The organism is Exiguobacterium algae (assembly GCF_018617875.1).
In the GTDB taxonomy this organism is placed as follows: Bacteria; Bacillota; Bacilli; order Exiguobacteriales; family Exiguobacteriaceae; genus Exiguobacterium; species Exiguobacterium algae.
In genome coordinates, this window is sequence record NZ_JACSKZ010000001.1 from 371470 (window position 1) to 387600 (window position 16131).

General features: G+C 48.5%; 14 protein-coding genes. 4 read left to right on the forward strand and 10 right to left on the reverse strand.

Annotation, left to right across the window (positions count from 1 at the left end):
• Positions 1 to 18: 18 nt before the first annotated feature.
• The 3 genes from KNP03_RS01935 (at position 19) to KNP03_RS01945 (ending at position 3981) form a co-directional block, all read left to right on the forward strand.
• Positions 19 to 1554, forward strand: a complete 1536-nt coding sequence (locus KNP03_RS01935; protein ID WP_214824411.1) for a Ppx/GppA phosphatase family protein — start codon at positions 19 to 21, stop codon at positions 1552 to 1554.
• Entirely contained in the window at positions 1551 to 3716 is a 2166-nt protein-coding gene (locus tag KNP03_RS01940; protein ID WP_214824412.1) for an RNA degradosome polyphosphate kinase, read from the forward strand. Before KNP03_RS01935 ends, KNP03_RS01940 begins: the two co-directional genes overlap by 4 nt.
• A 94-nt stretch (positions 3717 to 3810) precedes the next feature.
• A complete protein-coding gene (locus tag KNP03_RS01945) occupies positions 3811 to 3981 on the forward strand; it encodes a DUF1427 family protein (RefSeq protein ID WP_214824413.1) in 171 nt (56 codons plus the stop codon).
• A gap of 36 nt (positions 3982 to 4017) precedes the next feature.
• Here KNP03_RS01945 and KNP03_RS01950 read toward each other — a convergent pair whose 3' ends face one another.
• The 5 genes from KNP03_RS01950 to KNP03_RS01970 form a co-directional block, all read right to left on the reverse strand.
• Positions 4018 to 4590, reverse strand: coding sequence for a hypothetical protein (locus tag KNP03_RS01950; RefSeq protein WP_240544410.1), 573 nt, complete (start codon positions 4588 to 4590; stop codon positions 4018 to 4020).
• Positions 4591 to 4596: 6 nt separating this feature from the next.
• Complete coding sequence (locus KNP03_RS01955; RefSeq protein ID WP_214826171.1) at positions 4597 to 5499, reverse strand: deoxyribonuclease IV; 903 nt, start codon at positions 5497 to 5499, stop codon at positions 4597 to 4599.
• Between the two features lie 81 nt (positions 5500 to 5580).
• Positions 5581 to 6924 (reverse strand): DEAD/DEAH box helicase, encoded by a 1344-nt coding sequence (locus KNP03_RS01960; RefSeq protein WP_214824415.1) that lies wholly within the window; start codon positions 6922 to 6924, stop codon positions 5581 to 5583.
• Positions 6925 to 6985: 61 nt separating this feature from the next.
• Complete coding sequence (locus tag KNP03_RS01965; RefSeq protein ID WP_214824418.1) at positions 6986 to 7924, reverse strand: sugar ABC transporter substrate-binding protein; 939 nt, start codon at positions 7922 to 7924, stop codon at positions 6986 to 6988.
• The gene (locus KNP03_RS01970) at positions 7921 to 9684 is read right to left on the reverse strand and encodes an ATP-binding protein (RefSeq protein ID WP_214824421.1); all 1764 of its coding nucleotides are present in this window, start codon (positions 9682 to 9684) and stop codon (positions 7921 to 7923) included. The genes KNP03_RS01965 and KNP03_RS01970 overlap by 4 nt, the downstream gene beginning before the upstream one ends.
• A gap of 120 nt (positions 9685 to 9804) precedes the next feature.
• Here KNP03_RS01970 and KNP03_RS01975 point away from each other — a divergent pair, with 120 nt between their 5' ends.
• A complete protein-coding gene (locus KNP03_RS01975) occupies positions 9805 to 10758 on the forward strand; it encodes a 4-hydroxy-3-methylbut-2-enyl diphosphate reductase (protein WP_214824424.1) in 954 nt (317 codons plus the stop codon).
• A gap of 36 nt (positions 10759 to 10794) precedes the next feature.
• Here the strand turns inward: KNP03_RS01975 and KNP03_RS01980 are convergent, their stop codons facing one another.
• From KNP03_RS01980 to dnaG, 5 genes are all read right to left on the reverse strand, one after another.
• A complete protein-coding gene (locus KNP03_RS01980) occupies positions 10795 to 11907 on the reverse strand; it encodes a Nif3-like dinuclear metal center hexameric protein (protein ID WP_214824440.1) in 1113 nt (370 codons plus the stop codon).
• Positions 11907 to 12623, reverse strand: coding sequence for a tRNA (adenine(22)-N(1))-methyltransferase (locus KNP03_RS01985; RefSeq protein WP_214824442.1), 717 nt, complete (start codon positions 12621 to 12623; stop codon positions 11907 to 11909). Before KNP03_RS01985 ends, KNP03_RS01980 begins: the two co-directional genes overlap by 1 nt.
• A 96-nt stretch (positions 12624 to 12719) precedes the next feature.
• A complete protein-coding gene (cccA, locus tag KNP03_RS01990) occupies positions 12720 to 13058 on the reverse strand; it encodes a cytochrome c550 (RefSeq protein WP_214824445.1) in 339 nt (112 codons plus the stop codon).
• A gap of 132 nt (positions 13059 to 13190) precedes the next feature.
• Entirely contained in the window at positions 13191 to 14285 is a 1095-nt protein-coding gene (rpoD, locus tag KNP03_RS01995) for an RNA polymerase sigma factor RpoD (RefSeq protein WP_214824447.1), read from the reverse strand.
• Positions 14286 to 14320: 35 nt separating this feature from the next.
• A complete protein-coding gene (gene dnaG / locus KNP03_RS02000; protein WP_214824449.1) occupies positions 14321 to 16129 on the reverse strand; it encodes a DNA primase in 1809 nt (602 codons plus the stop codon).
• Positions 16130 to 16131: the final 2 nt, after the last annotated feature.

The window sequence follows — 16131 nt, forward strand, 5'->3', positions numbered from 1 at the left end:
TAAGGAGGAGATGGTTCTGTGGATAAGAAACTAGCAGTCATCGATATCGGGTCCAACTCGATTCGAAACGTAATTTTTGAAATAAATGAAGACGGACAATATTTTGAACGTCTGAACGTCAAGGAAGTCGCTCGTCTTTCGAGCCATATTGACGATGCGAATGAACTGACCGAGCAAGGAATCTCCACTTTAATCGAAACGCTTCAACATTTCTCAGAATTGAACGACTATCATGGTGTCACCGAAACAATCCCTGTTGCGACCGCCGCGATTCGGAATGCGAATAACTCAGACACCATTCTAGAAAAAGTCGAGCAGGAGACAGGAATCTCCATTCGTTTATTGAGTGACTACGAAGAAGCCTACTACGGGTATTCCGCCATCATCAATTCGACCTATATCGAAGACGGTTATTCCGTTGACATCGGGGGTGGCTCGATGGAAGTCACCTATTTCCAAAACCGCGAACTCGTCTTTTATCATAGTTTCCCGTTCGGCGCCGTCACGTTGACGAAAGATTTCATGAAGGACGACACGATGTCGAAAGATGAACGAAAAGACTTAGTTTCCTTCTTAAAGAAATCCTTTAAAGAGATTGATTGGCTCGAACCACACGGCGTCCCGCTCGTCGGTGTCGGAGGAACCGCCCGAAACCTGGTCCGGGTTGAACAGACGATGTCGAACTTCCCGCTAGAGGGGATCCATCAATATACGATTTCTGCCGATCAACTCGAGGAAGTGGTCGATGAGCTCGTCGGGATGTCGAGTAAACAGCTCGGCCGACTCGATGGACTTTCAAAAGATCGTGTCGACATCATCGCCCCTGCCGTGACCGCGATCGGCGAACTTGCCCGGTATTTAAAAGTTCCCGAATTCACGATGAGCAACAACGGTCTCCGGGAAGGACTGTTTTACGAGAATTATCTGCACGCACACGATGAAGTCCGTTTCGCCGATGTGAAAGAAGAGAGCTTTCGTCATTTCGAGAAACAATATGATGTGGACCAGGAACGACACCAGCATCTGATCCATCTCGCCCGAGAGATTTATACCGGACTCATCGAAATAAAAGCCATTAAACCAAAACCGTTCGAGCCTGGTTTATTGGAAGGGGCCTGCCGGCTCGCTTATGTCGGAGAATATATCGATCATAATAACAAGAGTGACCATACCTTCCATTTGATCACGACGAATGATTTCAAAGGAATGAACAACGAGGACCGGCTCGCCCTTGCCCTCGTCACTTCGTTTAAATCTCGTCGCCTGCTCGAACAACACATCGAAGCATTCCCGAAATGGTTCGATTCAAAGTTACTCAAGAGTCTGGAGCTGTTAGGGGCCATCGTGAAACTCGTTGATGCGCTCGACCTGACCGAACGCCAGGTCGTCACCGACATCGACATCACGTCCTCAAAAGACGGACTGACGTTCACCCTTCAGACTAACGGCTCGGCACGGTTCGAACTGCAACGAAGTACTCGTCACAAAAAACATTTAGAGCGAGCCATCGACCAATCCATCGACATTCAAGTGGATGAGGAGGAGGACGAATGACGAACTATACGACCGACCATTTTAATAACCGGGAGCTCAGCTGGTTAGATTTTAATGCACGTGTCTTAGAAGAGGCGATCGATGACCGGAATCCGTTAATGGAGCGGTTAAAATTTCTCGCCATCTTCAGTTCGAATTTGGATGAGTTTTATATGGTCCGAGTCGGCGGCTTGAAAGATGAGGTATTGGCCGGATTCAACCGACCGGAGGATAAGACCGGTCTGACGCCGAAACAACAAATCAAAGCCATCTCGACACGCTCACAAGAACTCGTCGACTTGCAGTACACAACCTACAAAAAAATCACGAAGCAGTTGGCGGCGGAACATGTCCGTTTCCTACGACCAAAGCACTTGAATAAAGTACAACTCGATTTCGTGAAAGAGTATTTCCGCACGCACGTCTTCCCGGTCCTGACGCCGATTGCAGTCGACGCCTACCGACCGTTCCCGATGCTCCTGTCCAAGTCCTTGAACATCGCCGTCGAGATCGCCTCTAAAGATGAGGGCAAGAAACGACTGGCGCTCGTTCAAGTGCCGTCTGTCCTGCCCCGTTACTTGGAATTACCGACGGACGAGGAAGAACATACCGACTTGATTCTGCTCGAAGACTTGATCATTCAATTTATCGAGTCGCTCTTCAAAGGTTTTGTCGTAGAGTCGACCATGCCGTTTCGTATCACCAGGAACGCAGATATGCCGTTCCACGAGGAAGGCAGCCGTGACGTTTTGAAACAAATCGAGAAAGAATTGAAAAAACGCCGGTACGGCGTCGCAATCCGTCTCGAAGTTCAGCAGCGTTCGCTCAGAAAAGAACTGTTGTTCATGCTACAGGACGTCCTCGACCTGCATGACCGTGATATCTTTATCGTCGATGGCCCGATCGATTTGACGTTCCTGTTCGGGATTTACAGCCAAATCGGAATGGAATACGACGACATGATTAATGAGACGCTCATTCCGTTCATTCCGGAAGGACTCGAGTCCGGAAAAGACTTGTTCGAGAGTGTCCTCAAACAAGATTACTTATTGCATCATCCATACCACTCGTTTGATCCAATCGTCCGCTTCATCGCCCAAGCGGCAAAAGACCCGAAAGTATTGGCGATCAAACAGACGCTTTATCGTGTTTCCGGTGATTCACCGATCATCAAAGCACTCACCGATGCGGCAGAAAGCGGAAAACAAGTGACCGTCCTCGTTGAATTAAAGGCACGGTTTGACGAGGAGAAAAATATCCAGTGGGCGAAACAACTTGAAAAAGCAGGCGCCCACGTCATCTATGGCTACAAAGATTTGAAAACCCACTCCAAAATCACACTCGTCGTCCGGGTGCTTGAAGGCGGCGTACTTCAACGTTTCGTACATCTCGGAACCGGCAACTATAACGATTCCACCGCCAAGCTTTACACTGATATCGGATTATTGACGACAAACGAAGAGCTGGCAGAGGATGCGACGAACTTCTTCAACTGGTTATCCGGTTACGGAGAGCGGCCATCCTGGCACCAGTTCGAGACTTCGCCTGACGATATGAAAGACTTCTTCCTGGATAAAATCGCAGATGAGATCAAACTGCATGAGAAATACGGGAACGGACGGATCGTCGCCAAAATGAATTCGGTCACCGACCGGGATATTATTACGAAACTGTACGATGCCTCGCAGGCAGGCGTCAAAATCGATTTGATTGTTCGCGGGATTTGTTGTCTACGACCGGGAATCAAAGGCGTGTCCGAAAACATCCGCGTCATCTCGATTGTCGACCGCTATCTTGAACATTCCCGTATCTTTTACTTTTATCAAAACGGGAAAGAAGACCTCTACTGCTCGTCTGCCGACTGGATGACTCGAAATATGAAAAAACGGATCGAGATTTTGTTCCCGATCCTCGACACCGGTCATAAAACGTACATTAAGGATATGCTCGCCCTTCAACTTGTCGATAATGTGAAAGCAAGGAGACAACGCTCCGACGGACGATATGTATACGTCAAACGGGACAGTAACCAAGAGGAAATCCACTCTCAAATCGTCATCCATCAATATACGGGTGGACGATGGAACAATATCCCGAGCGTGTTTGAGCGTGAGCCCTCTAATTGGGCGGAGCGTGAAGTACTCAGATTGAGAGCTGAGAACGAGAAAATGACAGATGACTGATGTTAGACTTCTCAAATGGTAAAGAACATTGTATAATGAACTCGGTCCTAAATATATTGAAGCGTTTTCATTCATAGAGACGGAGGAATTATACATGCAAGAAGTCTTATTATCATTACTCGCCGGTTTAATTTGTGGAGCCATCTTTACGGCACTCAAACTTCCACTACCAGCACCACCTGTATTACCAGGGGTCGTTGGGATCTTCGGGGTCTTCCTCGGTATGAAAGTGTATCAGTTCGTTATCGCGAACTGGCCATTTTAACAAAAATAACGATGCCTCGTGGCATCGTTATTTTTGTTATTCTTTATAGTGTTGCGCTTTATGACATGTTGGACAAACCCAAATCCCGTCTCTTCCGCTACCCGTCACATGATATTCGAGCAACTGATGAGCGAGCGGCCCGTACTGACTCTGAAGGTCCGTGTGGCAAAGTGTACAAGTCGTCGTGGACGGAGCGGCCGCCATTTGACTTTCTAAAAACAAATGGGCTTCATACGTCTCTCTCGTCCATTTCGTGGAAGGGACACGGTATCCTTCACTCCACTTTTGACGGACCACTTCATAGGTGTCGTTCGAATCAAACAGGTTATTTCGTAACAACGGATGATGAAAATCGAGCTGAAGCAAATCAACCAGACTGTATGTTGAGACCGAATCATCCGCCGGGATAAGCCAGTATGGATCCTCTGGACGTGTCACCGTTTCAACCAGCAACACCTCAGCCTCTGCGACGATTCCCCTCCCTTTCACTTCGATAAAAGCGGTAGGGGTCGTCACAACTCCCTTCACATAGAACGGACTCTGTTCAAGGAAATAGGCCGGAAGCGCCGTCCAGACATCATATTCTAATGGATCGATGGTTAACAGCATGATCGGTTATTGGTGTGCCAAGGTAAAACGTTCACGCCACTCGGCATCGAACGTTCCAGCCCGGAACATCTCGATTTCCTGCTTGTACGGTGCGACTTTCGTTTTCTCGTTGATCGGGATATACGGTGTCTCCAAAATCTTCGGCAAGTGGCTGAACGCCTCGTGATGGATCACTCGATTCAGCGTCTCAAAACCGATTTCTCCGTAGCCGATGTTTTCATGACGGTCTTTCTTCGCACCTCTCACGTTTTTTGAATCGTTTACGTGAATCACGCCGAGACGATCCAATCCGACGATGCGGTCGAACTGTTCGATGACCCCATCAAGGTCGCCGACAAGGTCATACCCTGCATCATGGACGTGACATGTATCAAAACAAACCGAGAGACGATCGTTATGCGTGACACCTTCAATAATCGTCGCCAGTTCCTCAAACGTTTTTCCGAGCTCACTGCCTTTTCCAGCCATCGTCTCAAGTGCGATTTTCACATTTTCCTGGCCCGTCAACACTTCATTCAATCCTTCGATGATCCGGGCGAGACCGATTTCTTCCCCTGCACCGACATGGGCACCTGGATGCAAGACGACGTGACGTGCAACCTGCAATGCTTCCGCCCGTTTTAATTCCGCAGCCAAAAAGGAAACGGCCAATTCAAACGTCTCGGGTTTAGTCGTGTTTCCGAGGTTGATAATGTATGGGGCATGGACAACGATTTCATCAATATCGTGCGCCGACATGTGGGCAAGCGCCGCTTCAATGTTCAACTCTTCGATTGGTTTGCGACGCGTGTTTTGAGGCGCCCCCGTATAGACCATCATCGTGTTTGCGCCATATGAAACGGCCTCTTCACTCCCGGCGAGTAACATTTTCTTCCCAGATACAGAAACGTGTGAACCAATTTTCAACATCTTCATCTTCCCTTCCTTCTCTTCTATTCTTAGTGTACACAAAAAGAAGAACCGACTCCAAGAAGTCGATTCTTCAACTGATTACCGCTTGTTTTTCTTACGTGCCGCGCGACGATCCGAGCGTTGCTGTTGCATATGCTCACGCGAAGCCGTTTCTTTCAATTTATACTTGAACTTCTTCTTATAACCAGGCTTCACTTTTTTCTTCGCCTTCTTGATCTCACCGGCCATCCGGCTGTGAGCCGTATGCGAGACTTTCATTTTCCGGTCCGTCTGACGGCGGCGACGCGTTTTGATCGGTTGGATTGAACCGTTGCGCAAGTCAACATGTTTGAATTCGAATCCACGCTCTTCGAGACGGTTGATCGGTCCATTCTCATGGTCCTCATACAATGTGTACGCCTCACCTGAAGCCCCTGCACGTCCAGTACGACCGACACGGTGCGTATAGAAATCGAGGTCTTTCGGGATGCCATGGTTGATGACGTGAGATACTCCTGAGATATCGATTCCACGTGCGGCCAAATCCGTTGCGATGACGTATTGGTACTTCGCGTCATTAATATCTTTGATTGCTTGTTTGCGGCGACGTGCCTGCATATCTCCATGAAGGGTACCGACGTTCAAGCCCGCTTCACGGAACGATGTCTCTAATTCATCCGCTTCTTGTTTCGTGTTGGTGAAGACGAGACAGACGAACGGATTGATGGCTTTCGCGAGTTCGACGGTCAAGGCATTGCGGTCGCGGTGTCGTACCGGAATGACATGATGTTCAATTTTCGGTGCAACACGGTGTTCCGGACTTGCTTCCGCGAAACGTGGGTCATGCAAGTATTTCTTCAAGAACGGCTCTAATTTCTCTGGAATGGTCGCAGAGTAAACCATCGTCTGAAGTTTTTCCGGTAACGCCTGTGCGATACGGTCGACTTCTGGTAAGAATCCCATGTCGAGCATTTGATCGGCCTCATCCACAACAAAATGAGTCACTTTGTGCGGGAAGAGTGCCTGTGCTTTCATCAAATCCAAGATACGACCTGGTGTCCCGATGATGAGTTGTGGTGGGTTTTTCATCTTGTCGATTTGACGTTCACGGTCGGTCCCACCTACGATGAGGCTGGATTTGATGTAGTCTGGATTTTTGACGAGAAGGGATTTTAACTCCTCGTGAATTTGCCAAGCCAATTCTCGTGTCGGTGCGACAACGATCGCTTGGACAGACTGTTCTTCTGGATTGATGGCTTCTAAAATAGGCAACAAGAACGCGAGCGTTTTCCCTGTCCCTGTTTGTGATTTTCCAATAATATCACGACCGTTCAAAGCAGCTGGAATAATCCGCGCTTGAATGTCAGTCGGTTTGGTGATGCGTTTTTCTGTCAACGCATCGACGATAAACGGTAGCAATTTGAACTGTTGGAAGCTGTTCAATCGATACACCTCCTGTTTCTTTCCACTTTTCCTAGCATAGCGGAATCAAATCATTTGTCAATTAATCTTTTGCAACGCCTTCATATAAATAGCTCGATGAATAGTAGTGTTTGGCGATTTTTTTCCCGTTCAAATACTGTTCGAGTGCCTGAAAACCGACTTCCATCATCTCGTTCGGTGACTGGACGACGGTCGCATTGACCTTGCCGTTATGGATGAGCGGATAAATATCCGATACCCCATCGACCGAAACGATGGTTTTATCTGTATAACCATACGTGTCGAGCGCCCGGACGACACCGAATGTGTTGTCATCATTATGAGAGAACACGGCATCAAACGGAATGTCCTCCTCTAACCAGCGCGACATTTCAATTTCAGCCTGGAACGTATCATAGTTTCCGGTCAACGAAGCAATAATTTTAAATTCTGAAGGGTGTTGCTTTTCATACTCCCGAATCCCAAGGCCCCGGTCGATGGTCGACCTCACCTTGGCCGTCCCTCTCACTTCGACGACACGAATCGGACGATTGAGATTACTATATTTCGCCGCAATCTGTTCAGCGGCCATCCGACCGATGTCGATGTTGTCTGAGACGACCGATGTGAGGACGCCCGAATGGTCAATCATCCGGTCGATTGCGATGACGGGAATGCCCTCCCGTTCCGCGCGTTCAAGCGAAGGTTGAATAAATGTGTCGTCTAACGTCGTCAAAAAGATGGCCTCGACCCCGCGGTCAATCAGCGAGTCCAGCTTCTCTTTCTCAAGAACACGTGAATCTTCACTTGTCGTCGGGATCGGGGTAAATCCTTTTTGATTGGCTGTCCTGACGAACGCTTCGAGCAGTTTATTGGCGTGCTCGTGTTTATCGCTGACAAATACGAATGCGACTTCTTTTTCTGTCGTTTTTTGCTCCGGCAATTGGATCGATGTGATCAGCAAAATGATCATCGCCCAGACGATGGGGAGCCAGAGCCAGTAATGGCGTAATCGTTTCATGATGGGTGTCTCCTTGGAATCTTAATCATCATGACCGTTCCTTCGCCTTCGACACTCTCGATCTCCATGGAGCCTTGTACACCTTTCAAATATTCACGAATCATATACAGACCTAACCCGTTTCCATTTTCTTTTGTCGTGTAGAAGGCCGATCCGACAGCATTCACTTGTGCTTCTGTCATCCCGATTCCATTATCCTCGATCAAGAAACGGTATTCCTGCTCTGTGAAGAGGACCGTGACGGACACAACGCCGTCTGCCCCTTTAGCTTCTACCGCTTCGACGGCATTTTTAAACAAGTTATAGATGATCTGTACCAACATGTCATGTGAACAATAGAATGCCGGCATTTCGTTCGGCACGAGCAGTTCCCATTTCGTCAATCGCTTATAACATTCTGCATCCAATAAAAACTCAAGACGTTTCGAAAATTCTTTCATATCGATCCATTCTTCGTCTCGTCCCGTATGGTCCGGCTTGGCGAGTGTTAGCATCGTCGAAATCAAGTGGTTGGCACGATCCAGTTCCTTCAACGCCACATCGAGCATTTCTTTGCTACTATGCCCTTCCTTCACCATTTGCAATGTAATTTGTACAGGCGTGAGCGGATTTCGGATCTCATGGGCGATGCCGGCAGCCAATTGTCCGAGTGATGCCAACTTTTCTTGTTGCAACAACAATTGTTGTTGACTGAGCTGTTCCCGTCTCGACGTCTCCATCCGTTGGGCATAATCGTTATACGTATCGAGCAGTGTCTCTACTTCCTTTGAACCGGTCCGTTCTAACGAAATCGTACCGAGAGACTGCTGGCGTTTAATATGATTGACCAGTTCGACGAGTGGACTCGTCAAGGTGCGGGACAATAAAAGTCCGACAAGGATGCTCAGGAAAAACGTCACGAGCGCAATCATCAAATATTGCCATCGCGTGTCATAGACGGTCTCATATACCGACTCATTATTATGTTTAGCCAGCATACTCCACCCGTTGACCCGGGCATCCGGCTCATACATGATGGCGTCTTCTTCCGTACTCAAAATGGTCCGGTTGTTCAATCGGAGCACCTCGTCAATCATTTGACGTGAGACACGGCGTTCCGCATCCGTGACGAGGTTGAACGACGTGGCCAATACCTCACCCCGTTCATCGAGCAAATACAAAATCATGTCATCATTTGCCGACTCAAGAGAGCGACGGTACAAATCGGAGTTGAGTACACTGATGCTGCCGCCGAAAATTCCGACCGGGCGATTTTCTTCCATGACCGGGACGTATAAAAATGTCCCGACATCACCAGAAATCATGATCGGGTCACTCATAAACAATTCTTTCCCGCTCGCTGTCAGGACGTCTGTAAATTTAGGGTCCCGCTTGATCGTTGAAGGTGAGACTTGACGTTCTGAATACCATTTAAAGGTGTCGCCTTTGACATCGTAATAGAAAATAGATGTGAAGCTCGTCCGTTGATTCAAATAACCGGTACGGATTCGTTCTTCAATCCATGGCTCGTTCCCAACGTATGCCCCAAGGTAAACTAAATCTTCGTATAGTTTCCCGAGACGCGATTCAAGGTTTTCGATACTGTCATCGATTGCGTAATCAAACTGTTCTTTTGCCAGCTCCTCTGCTCGAGACACCGTGACACGGTCGGCAGAGAAAGCGAGAGAAGAAATGACAAGCGCCAAGATAATAATGATAATAAAGGTGATTTGGAAAAAGTATGATTTTTTCAATTCTAAAAACTTTTTATAGCGATTCACGGCGCCCCTCCTCTCTAACTTAAAAATTATAGCATGAATACACGCTATTCTTTTCGTAATTTCGAAACAATGTTAAACTATTATCTATGAAAGCACTGCGAAAGGAGCTCTCGCCCTCTTATGAAAGTTAAAAAAATTAGTCCACGCGGATATTGCTATGGTGTCGTCGATGCCATGAAACTCGCAAATGAGGCTGTGGCCAACCCGGATTTGCCACGACCAATTCATATACTCGGAATGATTGTCCATAACCGTCATGTCACTCAGGCGTTCGAAGACCTCGGCGTCAAAACCGTCGACGGAGAGGACCGGATGCAGGCCCTCGAAACAATCAACGAAGGGACCGTCGTCTTCACTGCACACGGTATCTCCCCTCTCGTACGTAAACGTGCCATCGAAAAAGGATTAACGATTGTCGATGCTTCGTGTCCTGACGTTCTCGTCACGCATGACTTGATTCGTGAAAAAACTTCAAACGGTTACGAGGTCATCTATATCGGAAAACATGGACACCCTGAACCGGAAGGTGCCATAGGCGTCGCTCCTGGAAAAGTACACCTCATCCAATATGAGCATGAGATCGAACAACTTCCGGCGCACCTTATCGACACGAACATCTTGGTGACGAACCAGACGACTATGAGTCAATGGGACGTCTCGGCTTTAATCGAACAGATCCAAGCCCGTTATCCGCATGTCGAGGTCCATAATGAAATCTGCAACGCGACGCAGGTTCGTCAAGAAGCTGTCGCTGAACAGGCAGGCGATTGTGACTTGCTCATCGTCGTCGGTGACCCGAAATCCAATAACTCAAACCGTCTCGCCCAAGTCTCAAAAGAGATCGCCGGTACGAACGCGTATCGAATCGGGGATTTGAGTGAACTCGACCTTAGTTGGCTCGAAGGGGTTGAAACCGTCGCCGTCACGTCCGGTGCGTCAACACCGACTCCGATCACCAAAAAAGTCATCGACTTCTTGTCTCAATATGATCCGGACGACTTGAGCACACATGATAAAACACCATTCCTTGAATTGCGGAGTATCTTGCCAAAAGTGAAAGCTCTTCGTAAATAAAGTGATCCCCCGCCCTTTGTAAGGACGGGGGATTTTTCAACGAAATTGGAATGGGTTGGTATTGGCTTCAGAGACAATCAAGTCTACATCAATCTTCGCTTTCTCGAATTTCTCTGCCAGTACATCTACAACGCCTTGCTTCATCACACTTTCGACGTGATGTCCCGGGTCGACGACGGCCATTCCGAGAGCCATCGCATCGTGTGCCACATGGAAATATAGGTCGCCGGTCACATAGGCGTCGGCTCCTTTGAAGGCAGCCTTTGATACATATTTGTTTCCGTCCCCACCGAGGACGGCGACTTTTTCGATTCGACGGTCCAGCTCCCCGACGACGCGAACACCTTCCACACCGAAGCTCTTTTTCACATGGAGGGCAAACGCTTCAAGTGACATCGGAGACGAGAGACGACCAATCCGGCCAAGTCCGAGTACCTGTCCTTCGATTTCATCACGGATGAGGTCATATGCGACTTCTTCATAGGGGTGCGCCTCATGCATGGCTCGTAACACCCGTTTTTTCTGGCTTTCCCGAACGATCGTCTCGATCTTCACTTCCTCTACCCGCTCGGTTTCATGCGGTCGACCGATAAACGGGCTCGTTCCATCGAGCGGGGTGAATTGACCCGTCCCGGTGACACTGAACTGACAATCCGCATAATCACCAAGATGTCCTGCGCCCGCTTTGCCGAGTGCTTCAGAAACAACTTCCTGATGCGTGGTCGGAACAAAAACAGATAGTTTATAGACCGGTTCTTCATAGGTCGGAACAAGCACTTCCGTTCCCTCGAGACCGAGCGCTTCACTCATCCAATCATTAACGCCACCTTTACAGACGTCGAGGTTCGTATGGGCCACATATACCGAGATATCGTGACGAATGCACTTCATTGTGATTCTCCCTGCAGCCGACCGGTCGTTCACTTGCCCGAGCGGACTAAAAATGGGTGGATGATGGGCGATGATCAAATCGACTTCACGCGCAATCGCTTCATCGACGACTGACTCTAACACATCGAGTGTGACCATGACCCGACGGACCTCTTTATTCAACGTCCCGATCTGTAAGCCGATTTTATCGCCTTCTACGGCTAGATGTTTCGGCGCAAACTCCTCAAACAACTGGATAATTTGATTTCCGTTCGCCATTATTGGCTCACCTCTCTCATTTTGTCGCGGTATCGTTTGAATTCCGTTTGTTTACGAACGAGTGCCTCGGATTGAACACCTTCTGCCATCTGTCCTAAAACGTAATCTAGCTTCGCCGCTTCACGTGACCATTTTAATTTGAATGGCTCCGGTCGCGATTGAAGAAGAAACGGACCGAATAATAGTTGCCAATTCCGTTCATTTTCATCCGCGCTATAGACGTCTTCCTCTCCTTTCTCTCCGACTAGAATCTCGTATACCTTATCGTTCTCTTTGACAATCGACTCCTCGACAAGCCGATACCCGTTTTCGAGCAACCATTCCCGCACATACTGACCGTCTACATTCGGTTGGAGCACAAGGCGCTCGACCGCACCGAGCTTGTCTTTCCCGCTCTCTAAAATCGAGCGAATGAGACTCCCGCCCATTCCACAAATCGAGATGCACGTCGCTTCATCCTTTTTCAATACAGCCAATCCGTCCCCGAGCCGTACATCAATGACGTCGCGTGCTCCAATCAAATCAACTTGTGCCTGAGCTGCTTCCATCGGCCCGACGTTCACTTCGCCCGCAATCCCACGGGCAATCAGTCCCTGTTGAACCGCGTAGCAAGGGACATAGGCATGATCCGATCCAATATCTGCGAGGATGCTTCCTTTCGGGATATAGTCAACGACTTGTTTCAATCGTTTGTCTAACATGATCCGTTCTTGCATTCAAGACAACTCCTTTAATCTACTTCTTTCTAAGCGTATCGAAATATCGATTTTTCGACAACAAAAAACGCACCCCGTCGAGGAGCGCGTTGTCAATCATTGTTCAATCAACCAGTTTGCAAGTACTTCTGCTTCTTCAGCCGATGCGAGACCTGCTGGCATTTGTCCACGTCCGTTAACGATAATGTTTTGGATTTCCTCAGCAGAAAGACGCTCGCCTACACCCGTAAGTGCTGGACCGACGCCTCCTTCAAGGTTTCCGCCGTGACAGCCTGTGCAGCCTTTCGCCGCGTACAATTCTTCTGGGTTCATTTCAGTAACATCCGGACCGGCAGCCGCTTGCTGCGCTTGATTCACCCCGTAGTACGATAATGATACCATGGCAATAATTGCGACGATTGCGATAGCCGCAAACGGTAACAATGGATTACGCATTGTAGTTCCCCCTCATGTTCATTCCAAATTTCTATCCAACACTATTTTACTCAAAAAATAAAAAAGAAGGAAGGAAAATCACTCATTTTCCTCCCTTTCTTCTAAAACTTCACACTTTATACAAATATGAAATTAGTCGAGGAAGTCTTTCAAGCGTTTTGAACGGCTCGGGTGGCGCAATTTACGAAGCGCTTTCGCTTCGATTTGACGAATCCGTTCACGTGTGACACCGAAGACTTTCCCTACTTCTTCAAGTGTCCGTGTACGTCCATCATCCAATCCGAAACGAAGGCGAAGGACATTTTCTTCGCGGTCCGTCAACGTGTCGAGCACATCTTCAAGCTGTTCTTTCAACAACTCATACGCTGCCGCGTCCTGAGGTGCCATCGCATCCTGGTCTTCGATGAAGTCGCCGAGATGTGAATCATCTTCTTCACCAATCGGTGTTTCAAGTGATACCGGTTCTTGCGCGATCTTCAAGATCTCGCGTACTTTCTCCGGAGTCAATTCCATCTCTTTTGCAATCTCTTCTGGAGAAGGTTCGCGACCGAGATCTTGAAGCAATTGGCGCTGCACACGAATGAGCTTGTTAATCGTCTCGACCATGTGTACCGGAATCCGAATCGTCCGGGCTTGGTCGGCAATCGCACGTGTGATGGCTTGGCGAATCCACCATGTCGCGTACGTCGAGAACTTGAACCCTTTCATGTAGTCGAATTTCTCGACTGCTTTAATAAGTCCCATGTTCCCTTCTTGAATCAAATCAAGGAAAAGCATGCCACGACCGACGTAGCGTTTCGCAATCGAAACGACGAGACGAAGGTTCGCTTCCGCAAGACGTTTCTTCGCTTCCTCGTCCCCTTGTTCAATCCGTTTGGCAAGCTCTGTCTCGTCTTTTGCACTTAGAAGGTCAACACGACCGATTTCTTTCAAATACATCCGGACCGGGTCGTTAATTTTAATACCCGGTGGGACAGACAAGTCGTTCAAGTCGACTTCTTCGTCCTCTTTTTTAGTCGGTGTCTCTTCGGCATCCGCCGCATCTTCTGTGACGCGAATATCTTTCGCTTCTAGGTCTTCAATGAAGTTATCGATAAAGTCAGAATCCACCTCAAAGTGACTGAGGCGGTCTTGAATCGCTTGCATCGAGACAACGCCTTTTTTCTTCCCTAATTTTTCGAGCTCTTCTATGGCGTTAAATAAATCCTCTTTCTTCTTCTCTGCCATCTAGCAGTTCAACTCCTTCCAAACTTCATCCACGATCATCGTTCGCGAAGACGACGACTACGGGCAATCAATTCCTGTAGCTTGGACGCCTGGTCAACAATACTTTCGGCGTCTTGAGCGATTTCCCTCTTTGCACGCTCGATTTGACGTTTCTCCTCATAACTGTTTATGACCCGAATGTATTCATCTAAAACCTCTTCAGACCATTCCTCCGGTCCGGACATGAGGCGAATCTCCGCATAGCGGTTCGCATAATTTGGCTGCTGGTCACAATACCGCTCCATGAATGGGGGCACGACCTGCTCAAATTCTTCGAGATTCATTGTTTCGGAGACAATTTCATACAGGGCTGAGGCCAACATCCGATGTACCTCGTCTTGATAGCGTAATCCAAGACGGTCCCGGACAAATCGAACTTGATCCGGTCCACTCAACATGGCCCGAAGCAATAATTTTTCAGCCTTCATCCATCGCGGCTCTCCTGATTTACTGGCGCGTTTCCGCACAGGTTCAGTCGGCTCGACTGGAGAAGGGATTGATTCGCTTGACGTCGGACGAGGTAGACGCGTCTTGAGGGTCTCAAGCGGGATCTCAAACTCATCCGAAAGTTTTTTCAAATATAAGTCTCGACGAATCGTGTGATTCGTTTTGCCAATCTCCTCAAGCATAGATTCAATAAATCGAATCCGTTCTCCTTCTCGGTTCAAGTTTTTTCCGCGGCGAAGTGTCCGGTTCATGAAATCAAGCACCGACAGTTGTTCTGAATCGACAAACTGTTGCCAATGCTCTGCTCCATGTGATCGAATATAATCGTCCGGGTCCGTTTTTTCCGGTAACGGAAGTACTTGAACTTCAAGCGGATATGACTCGAGCATACGTACGACTTTCAACGTGGCTTCTTGTCCCGCGTGGTCGCCATCATAACAGACAATCACTTCATCCACGATCCGGGAGAGCGCCCGGGCATGTTGCGGAGAGAAAGCGGTTCCGAGCGAGGCGACGACCTCTCTCGTTCCGGCTTGCGCGACTTGAAGCACATCGACGTTCCCTTCTACAAGAAGGACCCGTTTTTTCTTCCGCATCGTCGCACGAGCCTGAGAGAATCCGAATAACAGCTCACTCTTGTTGAAAAGTGGGGTCTCGGCCGTATTGACGTACTTTGGCTGCCTTCCATCGATGGCGCGGCCACTAAATCCTACGATGGTGCCGTCTCGATCCGCAATCGGAAAGACGACACGGCCTTCGAACCGATCAAAATATTCACCGGCTTTCGATTTAGAAATAAGTCCAGCCTCGACCATGATTTCCAGGTCAAATCCTCTTCGTTCCAGCAATTCGACAGTAAACCGACGCTGGTCCGGGGCATATCCGATTTTGAACTGCTCGATTGTCGCATCATCAAGATCTCGGTCACGTAAATACGAAAGACCGACCTCACCTGTCTCCGTCTTCATCAAGACTTCGTGATATAAGTCCGCGACAAGCCGATGCGCATCCCGCATTTGTTTGCGAAACACTTGCTCCCTCGTCAGTTCTTCCTCACCTTGAATACCATCTACCGAGATATTCGCCCGCGTCGCAAGACGTTCAACTGTTTCGGGGAACGACAGGCCTTCCGTTTCCATCACGAAAGTAAACACATTCCCTCCTGCCCCACAACCGAAACAGTGATACATTCCTTTTTCAGGTGACACGGAAAAAGATGGCGTACTTTCTGAGTGGAAAGGACATAAGCCGACGAGACGATGACCTTGCTTCTTCAATTCGACACGTTCGCTAATCAATTCTACGATATCAGTCGCTTGCTTCACTTCTGCGATGACCTCATCCGGTATTCGTGGCATCT